The following is a 21,529-nucleotide window of genomic DNA, read 5'->3' as shown; positions in this document are numbered from 1 at the left end:
GAGTAATTACACTCCCTTTAATAGATTAATTTATATTATTATTTGTCTTCTTCTTCTTTTGAATCATTGACTTTCGATTCTCCTTCAACAATTTCAGTTGATAAACCATCAGATGTTTCGTTTAGTGTTAATTTGATGATGTCACCTTCCTTAATTTTTGCGTTAATGATTTGTTCAGCTAAAGGGTCTTCAATGTATTTTTGAATTGCTCTACTCAATGGTCTAGCTCCAAATTTGGCGTCATACCCTTTGTCTACAATAAAGTCTTTTGCTTTTTTGTCAAGTTCAATTGAATAACCAAGCTTGTTGATTCGTTTGTAAAGGTGAACCAACTCAAGGTCGATAATTTTATGAATATCTTCTCTTTCAAGTGATTTGAAAAGAATCATATCATCAATTCTGTTTAAGAATTCAGGAGAGAATGCCTTACGTAAGGCACTTTGAATTACAGACTTTTGATCTTCATCAGTTGATGAAAGTTTAGCAGCTGTTCCAAATCCTACTCCAGTTCCAAAATCTTGCAATTGTCTTGCACCAATATTAGAAGTCATGATGATAATGGTGTTTTTAAAGTCAATTTTTCGACCTAAACCATCTGTCATGTGACCATCATCAAGGGCTTGCAACAAGATATTAAATACATCTGGATGTGCCTTTTCAATCTCATCTAATAATATAATTGAATAAGGTTTTCTTCTCACTTTTTCAGTTAATTGACCACCTTCTTCGTACCCAACATAACCTGGAGGTGCTCCAACCAATCGTGAAATAGAGAATTTTTCCATGTATTCTGACATATCCACACGAATTAATGCTTCTTCAGAATCAAACATTTTCTTCGCTAGAACTTTTGCCAATAATGTTTTACCAACACCTGTAGGCCCTAGGAAGAAAAATGATCCAATTGGTTTGTTAGGGTCTTTTAATCCTGCTCGATTACGTTGAATTGCCTTAACTACCTTAGAAACTGCATCGTCTTGCCCAATGATTTGACCTTTTACTTCGTCATACATTTTCGCCAATTTACCGCTTTCTTTTTCGGCAATTCTTTGAACAGGAATTCCTGTCATCATGGCCACAACGTCTGCAACATTTTCTTCAGTTACAGTGACTTTATGGTTTTTGGTGTCTTCTTCCCATTTGATTTTTTCTTCTTCTAGTTCTTCTTGAAGCGTTTTTTCAGTATCACGCAATTCAGCAGCTTTTTCATATTGCTGAGATTTGATTACATCATTCTTTTTCTCTTTAATCTCTTCAATTTTTCCTTCAATGTCTATTATTTGTTGCGGAACATTGATGTTTGTCAAGTGTACGCGAGAACCAACTTCATCTAAAGCGTCAATGGCTTTGTCTGGTAGATGACGATCAGAAATGTAGCGATCTGTTAAAGATACACAGGCTTTTAATGCCTCTGGAGTGTATTTTACACTGTGGTGATCCTCGTAACGCTCTTTAATATTTTCTAAAATCTGGTATGTTTCTTCACTTGTTGTTGGTTCTACCAAAACTTTTTGGAATCTACGTTCTAATGCCCCATCCTTTTCGATGTGTTGACGATATTCATCAAGTGTAGTAGCTCCAATTGCTTGAAGTTCTCCACGTGCTAGGGCAGGTTTAAACATGTTTGATGCATCTAAAGATCCACTTGCACCTCCTGCACCAACAATTGTGTGAATTTCATCGATAAATAAGATAACATCTCTGTTTTTCTCGATTTCTGCCATTACAGCTTTCATTCTTTCTTCAAACTGTCCTCTGTATTTTGTTCCAGCAACAAGAGATGCAAGATCAAGAGATACAATTCTTTTATCAAAAAGAACACGAGACACCTTACGTTGCACAATGCGTAAAGCTAATCCTTCAGCAATTGCACTTTTACCAACACCTGGTTCACCTATAAGAATAGGATTGTTTTTCTTTCTTCTTGATAAGATTTGACTGACCCTTTCAATTTCTTTTTCTCTACCTACAATTGGATCTAGTTGATCATTTTCTGCAAGTTTTGTTAAGTCTCTTCCAAAATTATCGAGGACAGGAGTTTTTGATTTTGCATCACCTGGTTTTCTAGCACCACCAGTTGGTCCAGAACCACCTGCGAATCCTGCATCCCCAGCACCTTCTCCAGTTCCTGGGAAGTCTGCTTTCGGATTATTTTCTTCTAACATAGCTTCAATTTCGTCTTTAATGTTTCCATAGATTACGCCGTAACGATTCAGGGTTCTACATGCAACATTGTTTTCGTCCTTTAATATAGACAATAGTAAATGTTCTGTTCCAATGATAGGACTTTTGAAAAGCTTGGCTTCTAAATATGTGATTTTTAGTACTTTTTCAGCCTGTTTAACCAACGGTATATTGGTTAAATCTTTCGCTGAATTATTTGATGATTTATTAAGGTACGATTCTATTTGATATCGTATCTGTTCTAAATCTAAATTAAATTCTTTTAATACGCGAATACCTAGACCTTCTCCTTCACGGATCAGTCCAAGTAAGAGGTGTTCAACACCTATATAGTCATTACCCAATCGAAGAGCTTCCTCTCGACTGAAGTTAATTACATCTTTTACTCTTGGTGAAAATTTTGCTTCCATAGTTTTACGAATATACATAAAAATTATGTTGTTTATTGATACAATAAATAACACTTCCAAAAATAAAACGATTTAAAAAGAGAATGGTTTAAGTTCTTCACAATTATTCACAGATTTTTGTTTATAATTTATAAAATTCCCTATCGCTACCTAGATTTAAATCCTTATTTTCGGGGATTCTAATGCACGCAACTTTCGTGCACTAATAAATTAAATGACAAGATGGCAGAAGGAGAAAGAATCATTAAGATAAATATCGAAGATGAAATGAAATCCGCTTACATCGACTACTCGATGTCAGTTATAGTTTCACGTGCTCTTCCAGATGTACGTGATGGATTCAAACCAGTACACAGACGTGTATTATATGGAATGCAAGATTTAGGGGTATACTCCAACAAAGCACATAAAAAATCAGCGAGAATAGTTGGGGAGGTATTGGGTAAGTATCATCCACACGGAGATAGCTCTGTTTATGACACTATGGTACGTATGGCTCAATATTGGTCATTGCGTTACCCACTTGTTGATGGACAAGGTAACTTCGGTTCGATGGATGGAGATAGTCCGGCAGCAATGCGTTATACTGAGGCACGATTAAGAAAGATTTCGGAAGAAATGTTGGGTGACTTAGATAAAGACACTGTTGATTTCATTGAGAACTTTGATGACAGTTTAACAGAGCCGACAGTTTTACCTACAAAGATTCCTAATTTACTTGTTAATGGAGCGAGTGGTATTGCAGTAGGTATGGCAACCAATATGGCACCTCATAACCTTACTGAAGTTATTAATGGAACAATTGCCTTCATAGAGGATAGAGATATTGATGTTGAAGGTTTGATGAAGTATGTTTCTGCTCCAGATTTCCCAACAGGAGGTATTATATATGGATATGATGGTGTAAAATCTGCTTTCGAAACTGGTAAAGGACGAATTGTGATTCGTGCAAAAGCCAATATCGAAGAGAACAAACATGGTCGTGAGCACATCGTAGTTTCTGAAATTCCTTATCAAGTAAATAAGGCAGATATGATTAAGAAGACTGCCGATTTAGTAAACGATGGGAAAATTGAAGGAATTACTGATATTCGTGACGAGTCAGACCGAAATGGTTTGCGTGTTGTTTACGAATTGAAACGTGATGCTATTCCAAATGTTGTATTAAACAAGTTGTTTAAGTATACTTCTTTACAAACTTCATTTTCAGTAAATAACATATGTTTAGTGGATGGTCGACCAGAGTTGTTGAATCTGAAGCAAATCATTGAAAAGTTTGTTGAATTCCGTCACGAAGTAATTGTAAGAAGAACTAAGTTCGAACTTAGAAAAGCAGAAGAAAGAGCACATTTATTAGAAGGTTTAATTATTGCCTCTGATAATATTGACGAGGTAATTAAAATTATCCGTGCTTCTAGTAGTCCTGAAGAGGCAAGAGAAAGTTTAATCAAACGTTTTGAGCTTTCAGATTTACAAGCCAGAGCAATTGTTGAAATGCGATTGAGACAATTAACAGGACTTGAGCAAGATAAATTACGTGCTGAGTATGCTGAATTGATGAAAACAATTGAAGACTTAAAAGATATTTTGGCAAATGAGTCACGTAGAATGGATATCATTAAGGAAGAATTAGTTTATATCCGTGATAAATACGGTGATGAGCGTCGTTCAACAATTGAGTATTCAGCTTCAGAAATGAGAATTGAAGATTTAATTCCTGATGAGGAGGTTGTTGTAACAATTTCTCATGCAGGTTATATTAAACGTACAAGTCTTAGCGAATATAAAGTACAAAATAGAGGTGGAACTGGATCAAAAGGTTCTACAACAAGAGATAAAGATTTCTTAGAGTCCATTTTTGTGGCTACAAACCACAATTACTTAATGGTATTTACTGAAAAAGGTAAATGTTTCTGGATGCGTGTGTTTGAAGTGCCAGAAGGAAGCAAGACATCAAAAGGTAGAGCAATTCAAAACTTGATTAATATTGAGCAAGATGATAAAATCAAAGCTTATATTAATGTACAGGACTTGACAGATGAAGAGTATGTAAACAATAACTTTATTGTGATGTGTACTAAAAATGGTATCATCAAAAAAACCAAATTGGAAGCCTATTCTCGTCCACGTTCAAATGGTATTAATGCCATTAATATTAATGATGGTGATGAATTGTTAGAGGCAAAATTAACCAACGGAGGTCAAGAGATTATCCTTGCTAAAAAATCTGGTTATGCAATTCGATTTAACGAATCTACTGTAAGAACAGTTGGACGTAATTCAATTGGTGTAAAAGGTGTGAAGATGAGTACACCAGATGATGAAGTTGTAGGAATGATTTGTTTAGAGCCAGATAGTGAGAATAGTATTCTTGTTGTTTCTGAACATGGTTATGGTAAACGTTCATTCTTTAACGATCCAGAAACTGGAGATCCAATTTATCGTGTGACGAATCGTGGAGGTAAAGGTGTTAAAACTTTATCTGTAACTGAAAAGACAGGTAATCTTATTGCGATTAAAAACGTTACAGATGACGATGACCTTATGATTATCACGAAACGTGGTATTACGATTCGTTCTCGTGTAGACCAAATCCGAGTTATGGGAAGAGCAGCTCAAGGTGTAAGAGTGATTAACCTTTCAAAAGGTGGTGATATTGCAGCAGTAGCTAAAGTACCGAAAGAGGAAGAGGAAGAAATCGAAGGAGAAGTAGTTGATGGAGTAGAAGAAGGTTCTGAAGCCCCTAATAATGAAGATCAAGCGTCTTCTGATGAAGATGGCACAGAAAATGATACAACAGAAGAATAAAATATAAAAATTAGATTAAAATGAAATTGAACAAATTAAATTTAGGAATCTTATGTGCTACTTTTATGTTTGGAGCTCAAGGATTTTCTCAAAATAGTAATGTAGTTTCAGCTGCATTGGAATTTCAAAAATATCAACCTGCGTTTCAAGCGCAGGATTTTGATAAAGCAAAGACTCATTTGATGGAAGCGAAAAAATTCATCGATCCAGCAATGAAAGATGAGTCTACTAAAACTGACCCTAAGGCAAACTATTATAATGCAATTATCAATTATAGCTTGATGGAAATGTCAACTTATAATGGTGATGATGAGTCATTAAAAGTTTATCAAAACGACTCAATTTTAGATGTTATAGAAACTTCAATTGGTCATACTGAGTCTAAAAGAAGATACAAGTCTGAAACAGAGGATTTTTTCAAATCAAAGGTTGGTCAAGCAGTATTTATAGGAGAATCAATGTTTAAGCAAAAGAAGTACGATATGGCTTTTGCTGGATTTGCTGGAGCTTATAAAGTAAAAGAAATCGCAAATATTGAAGAAGAGCAAGATGCAATGCGTACTAACGCAATTATTTCTGCTAGAAACTACATTGATACACTGAGTAAAACTGGTGAAAATGAAAAAGCACTAGAATTTATTTCTTCTGCTCTTGAAATGTTTCCAGGGAGTGAAGATTTAGCAATTTCAGGTGTAAACATCGCTTTGAATAACAATGATCTTGAAAAAGCTGAATCTTATTTTGATGAAGCTGCAAAAGCCTCTCCTGAAAATAAAGTATTGTTTTCAAACATGGGTTCAATTTTCTTAACTGCTGCCGATAAAGCGTATGCAGAATTCAATGAAATGGAGATTACTGATGAAGGGTATCAAGAAAAATCTGACGAAGTGGAAGGATTATACACAAAAGCAGAGAATAACTTGAAGCGTGCAATTGAGATTGACCCTGAATATGCTGAAGCAGCATACAATTTAGGTGTACTTTATTTAGGTAGAGGTGAAAAGTTGAAAACAACTGCAGCACAAATGGATTTCAATAATCCTGACTATGATAAAGTAAGTAAAAGAAGTCAAGAGATGTACAAAAAAGCAATTGACCCTTTAGAGATTTATATCAAACAAGATCCTAATAACTCAGGTGTTTTGAATGTATTGTTCCAAGTTCATAGAAACGCAGGGAATACAGAAAAAGCATTAGAATACAAAAAACGTGCTGAAGCAGCAGCTGCTGGAGCAGAGTAATTTTAATGATTTATTTCATGGAAGGTCGTTACTGAGGTAACGGCCTTTTTTTTTGTCGATAAATTTGATGGAAATAGGGTAGATGTCAGCATAATAACATGCTTATTCATCAAAAAAATAAAACAAAAAAAAAGATACTACGCTAAAAGTATCTCCTTCTTAATTTTGAATATTGTTGCTTTACACCAGATCAATTGAATCTTTATTCAGTTTTACAATTTTGTTCTTATAAAGATTCCCAACAGCTTTTTTAAATGATTTTTTACTCATTCCTAATTCAGCACGAATCAAGTCAGGACTTGATTTATCTGTAATAGAAATACTCCCATCATTTTCTTTGATGTAAGTGAGTACTTGTTCAGTGAATTCATCAAATTTTTCTAATCCAATTGGAACTAGTGAAATGTCTAATTTTCCATCTTGTCTGATAAACTCAATGTAACCTTTTGTTCTTTCACCATTTTTTAGTGGTCTAACCAAGCGGTCTTTAAAAATAAGACCATTATAAATATTATTGACGATAACTTTACGTCCTAAATCTGTTACTTCTCCGATAAATAAATCTACTTCGTCTCCTTGTTCTAGGTCGATTACTTCATCTTCAAGAAAACGATTGATTCTTGCTGACGCTACCAATCGATTTGTTTGTTCATCTCTGTAGAGTGTAACAAGATAAACTCCATCTTCGACCATTTTGGCTGTTTGCTCCTTAAAAGGAACGAGTAGGTCCTTTTCTAATCCCCAATCTAAAAATGCACCAAAATTACTCACCGCTTTAACCTTCAGAAAGGCAAAGTCATTCAATTCAATTTTCGGTGTTTCTGTAGTTGCAACAGGTCGATCTTCAGAATCATTATAGATAAAAACCTTTACATTCTGATTTTCTTCCATATCATCTGTGAGGTACTTGTTTGGTAATAAAACCTCAAATCCCTCGTCGTCCTCCAAATATGCACCGACACTGGTAAAACGATCAATTCTTAATTCTGCGTATTCTCCTATATAAACCATAACTTACTTTTACAGGTACAAAGTTAACCTAACTTTATTAGTAATACAGTTTTGAAAGTAATTTCGCATTAACAATTAAACATGGAAAGTTTCCTTCGTTGGTTATAAGGTTTTGTGTGTACTTTTCAAATTGTGAAAATAAACTTGCTGAATGATGAGAAACCGCAATCATATCACAATGATTCTTTTTGGCATACTCAACTACAACGTTATGAAAAGCCTTTCTTTCCTTTAATATGTGGATTTCACAATCAATTCCTTTCTCTTCGAATTGATTGCTTACTAAGGAAATTCTCACTTTAAGTTGTTGAGACAAACGTTGATCTGATTGATGTTCTGCAATAACATGGATTTTACTATCAAAAGTTCGTGCAATTTCACCTGCAAAATGGATAATTTGCAAACTTTCTTTTGAAGTTGAAATAGGAACAACAATATTGTCTAATGAATTTCTTTCAACGCCATCTTGAACGACCAAGAAAGGAACAGACGAATTACTAATCACCTTCATTGCATAAGAACCAAAAAGTTTTTGCATTCCTTTTGCACCATGTGTACCCATAATAATTAGACGGGCTTCTTCTTCCTCGGCGATTTTTGCAATATCTTCAAATATACTTCCTACAACAACCTTTGATTCAATTGATATGTCATCTGGACCTAGGTTTAAATCGGAAATAATTTTATTTAACTTCGTTAAAGCGGATGGTTTATTGCTTTCACTGTTCACGATATGAAGCAGTGTAATGGAAGTCTTTCGAGGTTTAGATAAAAAGATTCCATACTTTAAAGCGGCATCACCTACACTCGTAAAATCATGGGGAATAATAAACATGTTAGCGCTCATAAGTAATAATTTTATAGTTAATCAAATATAATCAAAATAAAACTTAGAATAAAAATATTCTTTTTTTTAGAATCTTTATAGATTATACATTTGGTTTATGTTGTTGATAAATAGGTTTTTAGTTGTTTATGTTCGAGGTTTGGGTAATTCATAGGCTATAATTTTTAACTTTTTTTGATTTTTTTCGGTTTACCAAGCAACTATTTAAAGGTGCATTTCGTTTAGTTAAAAGTAGAGCACTACTACTAATGAAAACTTCAAAAATAAGTCTGAGTCCTCAGGCTTATTTTTTTTTGCATGTATAAACAAATGCCGGAGGAAGATTATTGATTGTAAATTGAATTGAAGTCGATGTGAAAATTTTCAGTAATAGTTTTCTTGCATTTAAGGAATACTGAAATTGAATAAAATATCCTTGTGGCTTAAGTGCAATCTCTGCAGACTTTAAAATTCTCATGGTTAGTTTTTGATCGAAATTTGTCAAAGGAAGAGAGGAGATAATTACATCTGCATATTTATTATTGTCTTCTTCGATATATTTCCTGACATTTTCTGCACTATCATTGATGATTTTAACTTGCTTGTGTTGATCAAATTCCTTTTTTAGTTTCTCATAAAATGGTTTATGTAACTCAAACACATAAAGGGTCGCGTTTGGGTTCATTTCGTCAATAATCTTTCGCGTAAAAACACCAGTACCTGGGCCATATTCTACTATTACATCTGAGTTTTTAAAGTCTACGTTTTTCAGCATTTTTTTTGCCAATGAACGAGAACTAGGACGAATTGCTCCAACAGTTTTTCGCTCCTTAAAAAACTCCTTTAAAAAATTATTCTTTTTATTCTCCAAAAGATCTAATTGTTTAGTGTAATTGTATTATTCTTAATTATTCCTAATGCCTTCCCTTTTAGGGTTTGTCCTAAAAATGGAGAGTTTTGACTTTTAGAAAGATTACTCTTTTGATCAAAAGTCCACTCTATGGTTGGGTCAAAAATTGTGAGATCAGCAATATTGTCAACTTCAATATTTGTTTTTGTTTCGAAACCTGCAATTTTACGTGGCAGAATTGAAATTTGATCTATGATTTTCTCTGCACTTACTTTTCCATTTTGAGTTAAAGTAGGGAAAAGGCTTTGCAAGGTTATGTTACCAAAATCAGCATTGTCAAATTCGATTTCCTTTTCTTCAACGTTTTTTGGTTGATGATTAGAAACGATACAATCAATTGTGCCATCTTCAATTCCCTTCCATAAAGCCAAACGATCTTCTTCACGACGATAAGGAGGTAGCACTTTATGATTTGTGTCGTATCCTAAGGTATCTACTTCATTAAATAGCAATTGATTCACATTCACATCACAAGTTACTTTAGCTCCTTTCTTTTTGACTTTTCTAATTAAATCAACTGATGCAGCTGAAGATATTCCTGAAAAGTGTAATTCACCTTCGGTATATTCAAGAAGGCTCAAGTCTCTCTGTATCTGGATCTCTTCACCAATTGAAGGGATTGCTTTCAACCCTGTTTTTAAAGAAGCCATTCCTTCATTGACTTGGCCACCTTCATTGATGGATTCATTTTGTGGAAATGAAATGATTTTACCTCCGAAATTTTTTACATATAATAATGCGCGATATAAAATTCCCGCAGAAACAAATTGATTGCTATCTGAGAATAATTTAACTCCAACTTTATACATATCATACATTTCAGAAAGGCTATTTCCTTTAGCTCCTTTGGTGATTGCTCCTAAAGGATATAAATCAATGATATGATTTGTGCTTTCGGCTTTTATGTAATTTACTTGACCTTTATTGTCGATGATAGGATCAGTGGTTGAGACTAAGTGAACGTGTCCAAATCCTCCTGCTGTTGCTACTGCTATTCCTGTTTGAATATCCTCATTATATTCATGACCTGGATCACAGAAATCTGCTTTTAAATCTACCCAACTTTGTGAAACACATAAATGATTACTTGAAACAATTTGTGCATCTTCGTCTGAAATTTCATCAGCGATTTCTGCAATTGTTCCATCTACAATTAAAATGTCTTTACACTCTTTATAATTAGAGGATTCACGATCTAGAATTGTTGCTTTTTTAAGTAATATCTTCATTTTATATTTTCCAAAAGATGAGTATCAGCATTTCTAAAAGAAAAAACGTTAAGGCCAAAAATAAGAGAATTCTCCAAAATTCGCTTGGTTTTTTCAGGGTTAATTGCTGAATGTCATTAATAGTTGATATGCCTTCAATATTCAGTTTTGGAAGGTCTAACTGTTTGAAATAAGCTTCAATTTGATTCTCAGAATGATATTGCATATCAGATTCAATTCTGTTGAAGTTTAGTGCCAAATTTTGGATTGTATTTCCATTATCTAAAACTTCGTAAACACCATCTTTGATAGATAAGTTGTTTGCTGAGTTTCTGACAGCAATAGAAGTGAAACCATTGCTTTGACTCATTTCAGGAATAAACTCAAATTGATCTTGTTTTAACTTGATTGTTCTTTCGTTTTGTCGTGGAACTTGTGTTTTGAACTCCTGAGCAGATCCAATTGTTAAATATAGAGGAGCTTGACCTTGACTTTTTTCACCAATTCTTAATAACAAAGCAGAGAATAATGCAGACTTCCCAAAACTATTGAATTCTGAATCGATAGGAGTGTAGAAAGCATAAATTGAGTTACTTTTTGCTTGTTCCACCAACAAAGGCATTCCGTTTTCATACTGAATCAGTAAATTGTAATTAGAATTGTTATAAATATTCGAAGTTAAGTATTGCTTCAAAGGAGGCATTCTAATATTATCAACATCTTTTTCAAACATTCCATCGAAGAAATCCCGTTGTGATTCTATTTTTCCAATTCTAATTTCTTGATTTGATTTACTTTCAATTAATGGTAATTGAAAAGTACTCATTAGGTTATTGTAAGTTGTTGGATCAAAATTAGGCGATGGAATAATCACGATATGCTTTCCGTTGGCAGCCATTTGTTTCAATTGAGAAATCACTCCTGAACTTACTTCTTTTAGTTCATTTAATACAATTAAATCTGCTTGATTAAAAGAGGCTGATTTTAATTGGCCAATAGAGGTTTGATCTATATTATAAAAATCATCCGTGGCGTACACCAATTCAGGGTACTTTGTGTTGTTTTCATCATTAATAACTAAAACATTAACACTTTCTTCGACAGAATAAGCAAAGAAAAAACGATTGTCGAAATACAAATTCTCATCGATTACTTCAATTACACCTTCCTTTAATCCAGTGGTTTTATCCGTATAATTCATCGACACCGTTGTGCTACTTTGACCTTCAATGTCTGCTAATGTTTGGCGATTATTACCATTGATTTTAAGGTTTAGCTCAACATTTGTAAGTTTACTTTGACCCGTATTATTTACGCGAATATTTAAAGTGTTATTTTGATTAACTCGCTGAAAAGGTTGGTCAAACCAGACTGAGTCAATGAATAAGTTACGATCAATTTGAGGGGCTAATTTTAAGAATGAATAATTAGCTGTTGAATCAAGGTTAACCTTAGTCTCTTCAAAATTTCGCTCTTGAAAATCTGAAATAACATAATAATGTACGTTTCCCTCAAATCCAGTTGATTGAATATATTCATTAATACTTTCTAATGGATTCGTAACTGTGCGAGAAATAGGAGAGAAGCCAACTTCTTCAATACGGTCTTCGAGTTCTGATTTTGTAATAATGCGATGCTCAGTGCCGTCTAAGTTATTGGTGACAAAAACATAGCGTTGTCCTTTTGGATATGCATCTGCAATTTCTTGAATTGCTGTTTTTCCTTGATTCAATAAATCTCCATTACTACCTTTGGTTGTCATTGAAAAGGAATTATCTAAATAAATGGGAACAATATTCTCCAATGATTTAGACTGAGTTGAAGTAGGAACGTAAGGTTGAGCAAATGCGAGTATTAATGCTGTAAATGCCAACATACGACAGGCTAGAATAATATAATGTCTAATGTTTCGAGTTGCATTGGTCTCTTTTTCTACCTTTTTAATAAATTGTAAACTAGAAAAATATAGCTTTTTATATCTTCTAAAATTGAAAAGATGAATGATAATCGGAATGATTAACAAAAAGAGAAAATAGAGGATATTTGGGTGTACAAAATTCATCCATTCAAAATTAATAGAAATGATTCGTTTGGGATGATTTTTTCGTATTATATTTTTATTGAAGGACTGAACTTCAAATCAGCCCTTCAACAAATTCAATACTTTAATTAAGATTTACTCTCAAGCCAAAGGAGTTTTGAAAACCAACTTTTGAAATTGTAGATAATTCTGGGATGAAAAAGTTTGTCATATAAGGTCTAAATTCATAAAAGAGGTGAGTTCTCTGCCAAAATGGTCTGTTTTTTCCAATTCTAAAATCAATGCCTAACGGAATATAAGCTGCAAGGCTGTAAGTTGTTTCATTTTTGTAATGTTCACTTTCATAGTTGTAATTGTCGATTCCGAAAGATCCATTGAACTGTTGGCTAGCATTTCTTATTTCGGTTTTCTCATCATTAAATTTCGAAATGCTTGTATATGAGTCTATGGAAATACCAAAATTAAAACCAATTCCTCCATACATGGACCATCTGGCTTCTGGATCCGTTCTTAATATTAATGATGCATCAAGGTGGATGATATCCGTTCCATAGCTCATACTATATCTTTCAGTATTTACAGAATCAATATAATGCGTATTTCCAGTTTGACTAGAAATTAAAGTGTCATAAGGAGTTCTTGTTTCATTAGAATAAGAAGAACTTAATATAGAATTTTGAGAGTATCCAATTCCTATTCTTAATAATGGATTATTTCTAAATTTTGTACCTTCCTTATTTGCGAACTGAATACCAAGATTAACCGCAAACATACTGTTAATATTACCGTAAGAATATTTATGATTAGTAAATTCTGAAAAGTCATTTTGCAAGAATACCGATTCTGGAGCTAATGATTTGAAATGATCTAAGGTTGATATTTCAGATTTAAATCCAATAAAACTATTCGAGATGAAAACGTCAGAGATCTTGAGTGGCTTGACTTTTTTTTCTGGTTCTTGACTCCATAATGTACCAACCAAAACACAAATTCCGATTACCGATAATACACTTTTGTTCTTCATTTTATTTAATATTGATTTTAGTTGAGAACGAGATAATGACCTGAAAATTGCAATCGTTTATTAAATCTAATGCTAAAAAGAAGAAATTCAGTACATTTTTAATGGGTATTCCAAATTCAAATCTTTCTGCTATTTCATGGTGACTTTTACTATATTTGACAGCACTTATATAAATTGACGAACAATACTGTTAATCCACATGAATTTATCTGACTTTTTACTTTCTCAAGTTCCTTTTAGTCCTGAAGAATTGGAAGAGATTTTATCTTGCTTTGAAAAGAAAGAAATTCCAAAAAACACCATGTTAATTCAACAAGGAGAGATCAGTAGAACACTTTATTTCATTGAAAATGGAATGGGGAGGAGTTATTATTTAAAAAAGCAGGGCAAGGAAATCACGCAATGGTTTTTTGGGAGTGGTAAATTCATGGCAAGTGCAGATAGTTTTTTTCAGAAAACACCCAGTTTGTATTACTTAGAATTACTTGAAGACTCAATTGTATATACCATTTCAAGAGAAAAAATGGATATGCTTTTTTCAAAGTATCATAAAATGGACCAACTTGGACGATTGGTTTCAATTGAAATGCTGACTAAGGTGGTCAATAAACTCAATGCGATTCAATTTCAAACAGCGAAGGAACGTTATGAGTATATGTTAGAGGAGTTTCCTGACATCTATCATCGAATTCCATTAGGACATATTGCTTCTTATTTAGGTATGACCCAAGAAACCTTGAGTCGAATCAGACGATAAGCCCTTGAATCATTTAAAATTAAAACAACTGTTCAAATCATATATGGGACAGTCAATTCATCAAAGTCAATTCTTTAAAATTTGTTAAAACGATTGAGCATTTTTGCTTTTTGATTTATGTCAAAGGAATAGGGGAAGCTTCTCTTGATATTTGCATCAAAACATTAAAAAAAGTAAGCAATGCAAATACATCGACTCATTAAAAATCTAATGGTGATTCCGCTTATCGGAGCGTTTTCATTCACAGGGTTTTCTCAAAACTTAGATCCCTATCTACAGGAATTAATTCAAAAAGGATTGAAAAAGAATCAATCTATTCAAATTAACGAAATAAACGCTGAACAAGCTGAAATTGATCAGAAATTGGCCAAATCAACTTTTATTCCTAAAGTTACACTGAATGGTAGTTATACACGATTGAATGATGACATTACATTTGATCAAGAGACACAGGATTTGTTAATGGCAACACAAAAGCTTTTGATTAAAGAGGCAGCTGGAATACCGTTTAATACACCTTTACCACCTGGAGCAGAACTACGTGAACCAGCCAATTTACAAAACAAAAACATTCTGAAATCATCGGTGGATGTTGACTGGATATTGTTTAGTGGTTTTGAAGTTACCAATGCTGTAAAAGCGAGTAAACACAAAGCTTCTTCTTTGAATTATCTGGGAATGGCCGAGAAAGATAAGCTTGCAATTCAAATTATCACAGCCTATGATCAATTGGCGTTAGTTTACGCCTCAGAAAAAGTTTTAGAGACTTCAGCTGAATACTTAAAGGAACAATCTTTATTTGTAAAGAAAGCTATTGAAAATGGTCTTGCAACTCCAATCGAACGAAAAAAAATCGAATTAGCTCAACAGAAATTAGTAGGTAAAGAAATTGATTTTCAAAATAAAAAGACTTTGTTAATTGAACAATTAGTTCAGTTGACAGGAGAAGAAAAAAATCAACTGGAAATGATGGTACCTAAATTGGATTTTAATCGATTAAGCAATACAGATGACCAAGAAAAACGCAATGAAATTAAAGCATTAGAAGAAGCTGAATTGGCAGTTCAATACAAAGCAAAAATGGAAAAAAGTCATTTCATTCCTAAGATTGCAGCGACTGGACACTATGAGTTTTTAGAAAAAGATTTGTCTTTACTTGACCCAAAATGGTATGTGGGTGTCGGGATAAAATGGAATGTGTTTGATGGTTTTCAGTCACATTTAAAATCGAAGAAAACGCAACTGGAAGGATTAAAATACAGAACACAAATAGAAGAAGCTGAGGAAATGATTGCTTTGAGTATTGTAAATGAAAAATTGAACTACAAATCTAAAGTTCAAACTGTAAAAACGGTTGAGAAAGAGGTAGAGTTAGCTCAAGAAACCTACAAATTGATTAATCAACAACACAAGAATAGTTTGGCCTCGATTAATGATGTTTTAGATGCTTTGACAGAACTTGAGAAGGCAAAATTCAAATATGAAGAGGCAATCTACAATCAACGTAAAGCAGTCACAGCCTTACTTCATGCAAAAGGAACATTAAATTATTAAAAATAAAAGAAATCAAAAAGATGAAATCATACAAAACAATATTATTGAGCAGCTTGGTATTAATGCTTGCTACATCATGTACAGAAAACGAACAAATCACATCTCAACGCGGAAAGGTGAAATATGAAACCATTTCTATTAGTGGAAAATTAGCTGGTAGAGTTTCAAAACTCTATGTTGAAGAAGGGCAGAAGGTGAAGAAAGGAGACACCTTGGCGTTTATCGATGTTCCTGAAGTTACAGCTAAAATGATGCAAACTGATGGTGCAATAATGGCAGCAGAAGGTCAATTGGATATGGCGATCAATGGTGCGACAAAGGAACAATTGAATCAAGTGGAGCAAAAGTTAAAGGCAGCTCAAGCTCAATTGGATTTTGCACAAGAGTCTTACCGAAGACTTGAAAACATGCATAAAGACTCCTTGGTGAGTCAACAGCAATTTGATGAAGTGAAAATGAAAAGGGCAATGGCCAAAGCTCAAGTTGACGCAGTGAAAGCCAAAAAACAAGAAATCGTTAAAGGAGCACGTGCAGAACAGATCAATCAAGCAAAAGGACAATTGGATCGCGCTTTAGGAGCTAAAGAAGAAGTTAATGTGGCTTCCAATGAAAAATACTTAATCGCACCTGTTGATATGAGTATCGAAACGATTAGTTTAAAGGAAGGTGAATTGTTAACACCTGGATATGCTTTGATCAATGGATATGAGACGAATAGTATTTATTTCAGGTTAACGGTTCCTGAATCAAAGATTTACGATTTTAAAATCAATCAAGAAGTAACACTTGAAAATCCATATACCAATGCGCGTTTTCCTTCAAAAATTGTAGCAATCAAACAATTGGCAAAGTATGCAAATATCACAAGTACAACGCCTTTATACACTTTAGACGAATCAATTTATGAACTAAAAATTGTTCCCTTAAAATCAATTGAAGAAGGTGATCTTTATTTGAACAGTACAGTTTTACTTAAATAATAATAGCCATGAAAAAATTTATAGAGTTAATTCGTGTTGAGTTTCAACGTATTTTTTCGAATAACGTTTTACTCGCTATATTTTTCGGTGCGCCAATTTTGTATGGATTTCTTTTCGGATATGTTTACCAACAGGCGAAAGTTGTTGATTTACCAATCGTAATTGTAGATCAAGACAGAAGTCCAATGTCCGATAAATTTATTGATGCCTTTGATGATAATGAAGGGTTAAAAGTAGAGGATGTACGATTTTCATCGGGAAATATAGTTTCAGAAATGCCAAGTCAACAATATGCCGCCGTAATTACTATTCCAAGTGAATTTGAAGCAGAGTTGTTGCAGAAAAAACATCCTGAAATTCATGTGGATTTAAATATGGCGAACATTTTAAATGCCAATACAGCAAGTAAACACATTCAGTCTGTTTTGATGACACTCAATGCAGGAATTGAAATTGAAGGATTGAAAAAACAAGGAATGCATGATAGTCAAGCAGTAAATGCTTATGAAAGTTTTAAAATCAACTTCAATAAAATGTTCAATTCGACAGGAAACTACGTGACGTTTATGTTGCCTGGATTGTTGTCTGTAATTATGCAACAAATCATCTTTTTGGCTATGGCATTAGTGTTTGCACGTGACTTTGAGGATGGATATTTTGGAACATTGATTGGACACAGTAAAAATGCTTTTTACCATATTGTTCTAAAATCTACGCCATTTTTATTAATGTTACCATTAATGTGGTTTGGGGTCAGCTTATTCCTACCATACTTCCAAGTTGAAGCAAATATTTTTAATTGGCCGATGATTTACTTGGTAGGATTATTAACACTCGCTTCCATGTGTATCGGAATGCTTTTTTCAATTGCTATTCCTAGTCAGTTGAAAGCAACAGAATTGTTGATGGTAATTTCCACACCAGCTTTTGTTTTGAGTGGTTTTACCTGGCCATCCATTGCGATTCCTGAAGCAATTACCAAAATAGCTGATTTTATTCCACTAACTCATTTCTTGTCTGGATTTAGAAAAATTGCGTTTTATAACGGTGATTTGTCTTCAATTCAATCAGAAATTGGAATGTTAATCACAATTACAATAAGTTCATTAATAGCAATGTTGGTGTTATTACAAATCAAGATATCACGTCACAAGAAAAAGTCTAAATCTTTAGAAGTTTAAAATTTAAGGAGTAATATAAGTTTTAATAATTCAAGTAAGCTTTCCTTAGGTTGAAATGCTGGTGTCATTGGCGCCAGCATTTTTTATTTAATTGAGTTATAGTATCTGTCAAATGAAAAGCAATTACTCATCAATTCCTCATGATCATTGGGGAATTCTTTTTGGAGTTGATTAAAATATTCATTGTTCAAATAGATATAATCACCGTAAGAAACCACTTCCTGATTTTCATATTCTCCATAATTTGTGTTGAAACGTAATGCAAATTTTTCACATTTCCCCGCCATTCTGAGACATAAAGCCTTAAAGTCACCTGATGTGGCCGCTTTTTTAGCACGCAGGTAATAATCTATCGCATTGAAGCATGTATTGAAATCCTCATTATCAGCGTAAATGGTGTTATAGTTGTAAATTGACCAATAATAACGTTTCATCATCCATGAATTTCCATATTGTGTCATATTGTAATAACAATTCGCAATTTCAAATAAGACCTTCGCCTTTTCATTACCTTTTAGTCGCTTACTTTTTTGAATGCGTTTTTGTAGTTCCTGAGCAATTTCTAATTTTGTGTATGAAACGGTATCGCCTTTGGTAGGTTTATGACTAGAGTAGAAGTCGGAATAAAAAGGATTGGCTTGAAGGTAATCATCATAATTCCTAGCATCAGAATACCAGTATTCATTCGGTAATTTCTCCCAAGTTGATATTGATTTCTTTAGATTTTCTTCACGCAAATATTTTGTACCAATTAAATCTAGCCAGTTATAACGGTCACTTTTGAGTGATGTTCCCAATCCATCATATTTAGATTTGTAAATGGCTTTCCAACTTTTTTCAACTTCTTTCGCTGAATAATTGGCGTCGAAATAATCAAATACATTAGAATAAAAATCAATGTTGTAGGCTGCTAAACCATTTGATTCATGCCAAACAAATGAATCATAACGATAATCTGAATTGAGATGACTAAACATGAGGATGGCTTCTGTTAAATTTCCACTGAATTCTAATCTTCTACCAATAGCAAAAATGAACTTATTATTGAGCTGCTCACCTGAAAGAGTCAAACTGTCGATACACAATGATTTGAAATTAGGCTTTTTTTGATCATGCGCATTCAAAAGTATAAGCATATTGTCTTTCCAATTTTTTAAATCTGATGACTCAAATCGATGTTTTTCTATAGCTTCAATTCCAATGCTATAAGTCTTTGTAATCAGAGAAAGTGTAGCAATACTTGATGTATAAACCTCATGATTTATTGAGTTTTGGTTTATGATTAACCAATCCATTAATTCATGCGCATACATACGATCTTCTTGAATACGTTCTTGTATGATTTCATTTTCAATGTCATAAGGAGTTTCATGAGGGTATATGACAGGTTCAAAAGCTGTGATTTCTGGACCTAGAATCCAGTTTTCCAATTTATTGACTTCACGAATAATATGGAAATTCAATAATTCATTCTCGGGATTTAAACGATGAATTTCTTGTATATCTTCGAATGTTTTTCCTTGCTGACGTAAAATATACATGGCGTGAACATTGGCTTTTTCACGATTCGTAGTTGCCAAAGCAAGTACATTTTCCATTGGAGTTTGAATATCGAATAAGTTCCATAAACTACGTCTTTTAGAATGTACTGAGTTAAATAATTGGGCAACCCTTAGATTTCGTTTTACCGGGTTGTCTTCATAAGATAAACGATGAAATTCAGCCCATCTGTCAATTGCTAGCGTCCCTTTTCCTTGGAAATATTCTTGGTATATTGAGAGGACTTCTTCTTTATTATTATTGTAATACTGAAATCTCAAGGCCAAAAAAGCATATCTTCTTTTCAATTGTTCCTCGGTTGAATTTACTGCTTTTTGAATGGCTAAATCTGCTGCCAGCTCACGCATCGAATCATTGTGACTATCGTTTCTTTCCCAATAATTATAATTGTATGCATTGAGGTGAGAATAGGTCTTAGCAAAGACTAGATAATCTATATACTCTTCCTTTCCTTTATACTTTAAAGCATCAATAAAAGCTTCGCTTTTAGCTTCAAGTATTTCTTGAGTACTCAATCCATAAAGTACATGAAATACAGATGATTTGTCTACGTTTTTATCGATGAGTTCCCACCAGTCTAAAACGTTTTGATCATTCTCTGCAGAGAACTCATAACTTTCTGCAATAATGTCTGCTGAATAATAAAATTCAGAAAGTCCACCATTGTCAAACCATCCAGGATAGAGCAAAGAAAAACGGGTTTCCTCACCATATGGATACCATGGTCCACATGCATTTACATTAAAAATACTACTCAAAAAGAGTAAAAAGGCTATCCAAAATTTCATGATTGTATCGATTTAATTCTTGATGATCTAAATGATATATAGCGACATTCATTTTGTCTTGATCTAAATGATTTGCGAGAAGCTTTGCAGCTTTGGTTAATTGAGTTGCGCTGACCCTTTCAATTTTAATTTTTTCTCCTTTTTTGAAAAATAAATCTTGAATTAAAGTGTCTTTCTTGACGATGTGGTGCAGGTGCTGTTTTGCTGGAACTGTAATTGATTCAAGCTTTTGTGGAACAGCATGAAAAACACCAGAAAAACGTTGTTGATTGAATCTATATCCAGATGAATAGGCGGGAAGCGCAACATCAACGGGAGTAGGGTATGGAGTATCAAAATCAATGTATTTCTTTAATTCTTCGATTTCCAAGATTGTATTTTTATCTGTATTTTTTGTTGGATTCAATAAATTATAACACAATAACATGATGCGATCTACAGGAGGAGTTCCCATTTCATTTCTGTATTTATAAGGATATAAACGCATTGTACAAGAAATGTTCTTTTTCGATTTTTCTTTAATTATGTGAATGAGTTGAAAATACTTATCTTGATTTCCTTTTGACCAATCACAATCGAGTTGTATTTCATTAAAATCATGGATTTTTGCATCAGTTTCAAAAAGATATTCCTTAAAATATTTATTGATTAGAGAAATCATATTGTCAGCCAATTCACTTAGCAGTAAAGTGTTTAACTTGCTTAACACTTCATTTTCAATGAAGATGCACGGAACAATTTCGGCCTCTGAAATATATTTCTCGTTTAAGGTCATTTTCATCTTAGAAAGCGGAATAGCACCTTTGTCTTGATCGTAGCTAACTTCAAAAAGCTTAATATAAAGTCTTTCTCCTTTAAACTTTTGGAATAGTTTCTGATTTTTAATTGCATCGACATCTTGATGCGATTGCCAAGCATAGAAAGCTCTCGTAACTTCCGTTTTAGTTGTACAACTGAATACAAAACCGATGAGTATTAATAATAAAGTAAATTTGATCGGTATTTTCACGTGCTTGTTTTGGTATAAATTTAATTCAAATTAATCT

15 protein-coding genes are annotated in these 21,529 nt (G+C 33.3%); 6 read left to right on the top strand and 9 right to left on the bottom strand.

The window, feature by feature from the left end; genetic code table 11:
• Positions 1–38 precede the first annotated feature (38 nt).
• Positions 39–2,594, bottom strand: coding sequence for an ATP-dependent Clp protease ATP-binding subunit (locus DXU93_RS04850; RefSeq protein ID WP_116880132.1), 2,556 nt, complete (start codon positions 2,592–2,594; stop codon positions 39–41).
• Positions 2,595–2,816: 222 nt separating this feature from the next.
• On the opposite strand from DXU93_RS04850, the gene gyrA reads away from it, so the two are divergent.
• Both gyrA and DXU93_RS04840 read left to right on the top strand, forming a co-directional pair.
• Positions 2,817–5,402, top strand: a complete 2,586-nt coding sequence (gene gyrA / locus DXU93_RS04845) for a DNA gyrase subunit A (RefSeq protein ID WP_116880131.1) — start codon at positions 2,817–2,819, stop codon at positions 5,400–5,402.
• 20 nt (positions 5,403–5,422) lie between these two features.
• Entirely contained in the window at positions 5,423–6,643 is a 1,221-nt protein-coding gene (locus DXU93_RS04840) for a tetratricopeptide repeat protein (protein WP_116880130.1), read from the top strand.
• Positions 6,644–6,823: 180 nt separating this feature from the next.
• Here DXU93_RS04840 and DXU93_RS04835 read toward each other — a convergent pair whose 3' ends face one another.
• The 6 genes from DXU93_RS04835 to DXU93_RS04810 form a co-directional block, all read right to left on the bottom strand.
• On the bottom strand, positions 6,824–7,654 hold the full coding sequence (locus DXU93_RS04835; protein ID WP_116880129.1) for a CvfB family protein: 831 nt from the start codon (positions 7,652–7,654) through the stop codon (positions 6,824–6,826).
• A gap of 37 nt (positions 7,655–7,691) precedes the next feature.
• Positions 7,692–8,501 (bottom strand): universal stress protein, encoded by an 810-nt coding sequence (locus tag DXU93_RS04830; protein WP_116880128.1) that lies wholly within the window; start codon positions 8,499–8,501, stop codon positions 7,692–7,694.
• Positions 8,502–8,784: 283 nt separating this feature from the next.
• Entirely contained in the window at positions 8,785–9,351 is a 567-nt protein-coding gene (locus DXU93_RS04825) for a class I SAM-dependent methyltransferase (protein WP_116880127.1), read from the bottom strand.
• 5 nt (positions 9,352–9,356) lie between these two features.
• A complete protein-coding gene (locus tag DXU93_RS04820) occupies positions 9,357–10,619 on the bottom strand; it encodes a dihydroorotase (RefSeq protein ID WP_116880126.1) in 1,263 nt (420 codons plus the stop codon).
• A 1-nt stretch (position 10,620) separates the two neighbouring features.
• Positions 10,621–12,660 carry a BatA domain-containing protein gene (locus DXU93_RS04815; RefSeq protein ID WP_116880125.1) on the bottom strand — a complete coding sequence of 680 codons (2,040 nt, stop codon included), beginning with the start codon at positions 12,658–12,660 and terminating at the stop codon, positions 10,621–10,623.
• A 103-nt stretch (positions 12,661–12,763) separates the two neighbouring features.
• Complete coding sequence (locus DXU93_RS04810) at positions 12,764–13,663, bottom strand: hypothetical protein (RefSeq protein ID WP_116880124.1); 900 nt, start codon at positions 13,661–13,663, stop codon at positions 12,764–12,766.
• A gap of 199 nt (positions 13,664–13,862) precedes the next feature.
• Between DXU93_RS04810 and DXU93_RS04805 the strand changes: the two genes are divergently transcribed.
• The 4 genes from DXU93_RS04805 (at position 13,863) to DXU93_RS04790 (ending at position 18,135) form a co-directional block, all read left to right on the top strand.
• A complete protein-coding gene (locus tag DXU93_RS04805) occupies positions 13,863–14,420 on the top strand; it encodes a Crp/Fnr family transcriptional regulator (RefSeq protein WP_116880123.1) in 558 nt (185 codons plus the stop codon).
• Between the two features lie 180 nt (positions 14,421–14,600).
• Positions 14,601–15,974: a TolC family protein gene (locus DXU93_RS04800; RefSeq protein ID WP_116880122.1), complete on the top strand. Its 1,374-nt coding sequence runs from the start codon at positions 14,601–14,603 to the stop codon at positions 15,972–15,974.
• Positions 15,975–15,994: 20 nt separating this feature from the next.
• Positions 15,995–16,954 carry an HlyD family secretion protein gene (locus tag DXU93_RS04795; protein WP_116880121.1) on the top strand — a complete coding sequence of 320 codons (960 nt, stop codon included), beginning with the start codon at positions 15,995–15,997 and terminating at the stop codon, positions 16,952–16,954.
• 8 nt (positions 16,955–16,962) lie between these two features.
• A complete protein-coding gene (locus DXU93_RS04790; protein ID WP_116880120.1) occupies positions 16,963–18,135 on the top strand; it encodes an ABC transporter permease in 1,173 nt (390 codons plus the stop codon).
• An 83-nt stretch (positions 18,136–18,218) separates the two neighbouring features.
• On the opposite strand, the gene DXU93_RS04785 is transcribed toward DXU93_RS04790, so the two are convergent.
• Both DXU93_RS04785 and DXU93_RS04780 read right to left on the bottom strand, forming a co-directional pair.
• Positions 18,219–20,483, bottom strand: a complete 2,265-nt coding sequence (locus DXU93_RS04785; RefSeq protein ID WP_116880119.1) for a hypothetical protein — start codon at positions 20,481–20,483, stop codon at positions 18,219–18,221.
• On the bottom strand, positions 20,446–21,492 hold the full coding sequence (locus DXU93_RS04780) for a hypothetical protein (RefSeq protein WP_116880118.1): 1,047 nt from the start codon (positions 21,490–21,492) through the stop codon (positions 20,446–20,448). The genes DXU93_RS04785 and DXU93_RS04780 overlap by 38 nt, the downstream gene beginning before the upstream one ends.
• Positions 21,493–21,529: the final 37 nt, after the last annotated feature.

The sequence above is a fragment of the Brumimicrobium aurantiacum genome, assembly GCF_003402975.1.
Lineage (GTDB): Bacteria > Bacteroidota > Bacteroidia > Flavobacteriales_D > Crocinitomicaceae > Brumimicrobium > Brumimicrobium aurantiacum.
This window is presented reverse-complemented; position numbering and strand designations above follow the sequence as displayed.